This window comes from Streptococcus suis (assembly GCF_002964045.1).
GTDB classification, from domain to species: domain Bacteria; phylum Bacillota; class Bacilli; order Lactobacillales; family Streptococcaceae; genus Streptococcus; species Streptococcus suis_U.
On the sequence record NZ_POPB01000516.1, the window covers coordinates 1 to 375 of the forward strand.

Here is a 375-nt window from a genome sequence, read left to right on the forward strand (position 1 = left end):
TATTTATTCTATTTTTGTTAGATAGTAGCTCAAAACTTGTTACCGCTAACATTTGAGAAAACGTTTGCAAAGACTCCTTGGAATTGTATATACTGGTAGTGTACAATTCAAACTTATTTATATGGAGGAGTCTATGAAAAAGAAATCCGTTCAGAATATGAAACGAACAGGGATGCTAGAGAAGAAACAGATTTTTGGCATTCGTAAACTAAATGTAGGTGTAGCCTCTGTTGGGATTGCGGCTGCTCTGTTTTTAAGTGGAGCTGGTCAACTAGTGCAGGCAGAGGAAGTCGTCCTCCCTGCGTCAACTAGTTCAACGACTCTTTCGGAACAGGATGGTGGCTCGGTAGAAGCGACCACAACTGCGATAGAAGC

The 375-nt window shown here is 41.1% G+C and carries 1 protein-coding gene; it reads left to right on the plus strand.

The window, feature by feature from the left end; translation table 11 throughout:
• Positions 1–133: 133 nt before the first annotated feature.
• Positions 134–375, plus strand: a 242-nt coding sequence (locus tag C1E99_RS12420) for a YSIRK-type signal peptide-containing protein (protein ID WP_161951204.1), incomplete at its 3' end; no start/stop codon positions are given.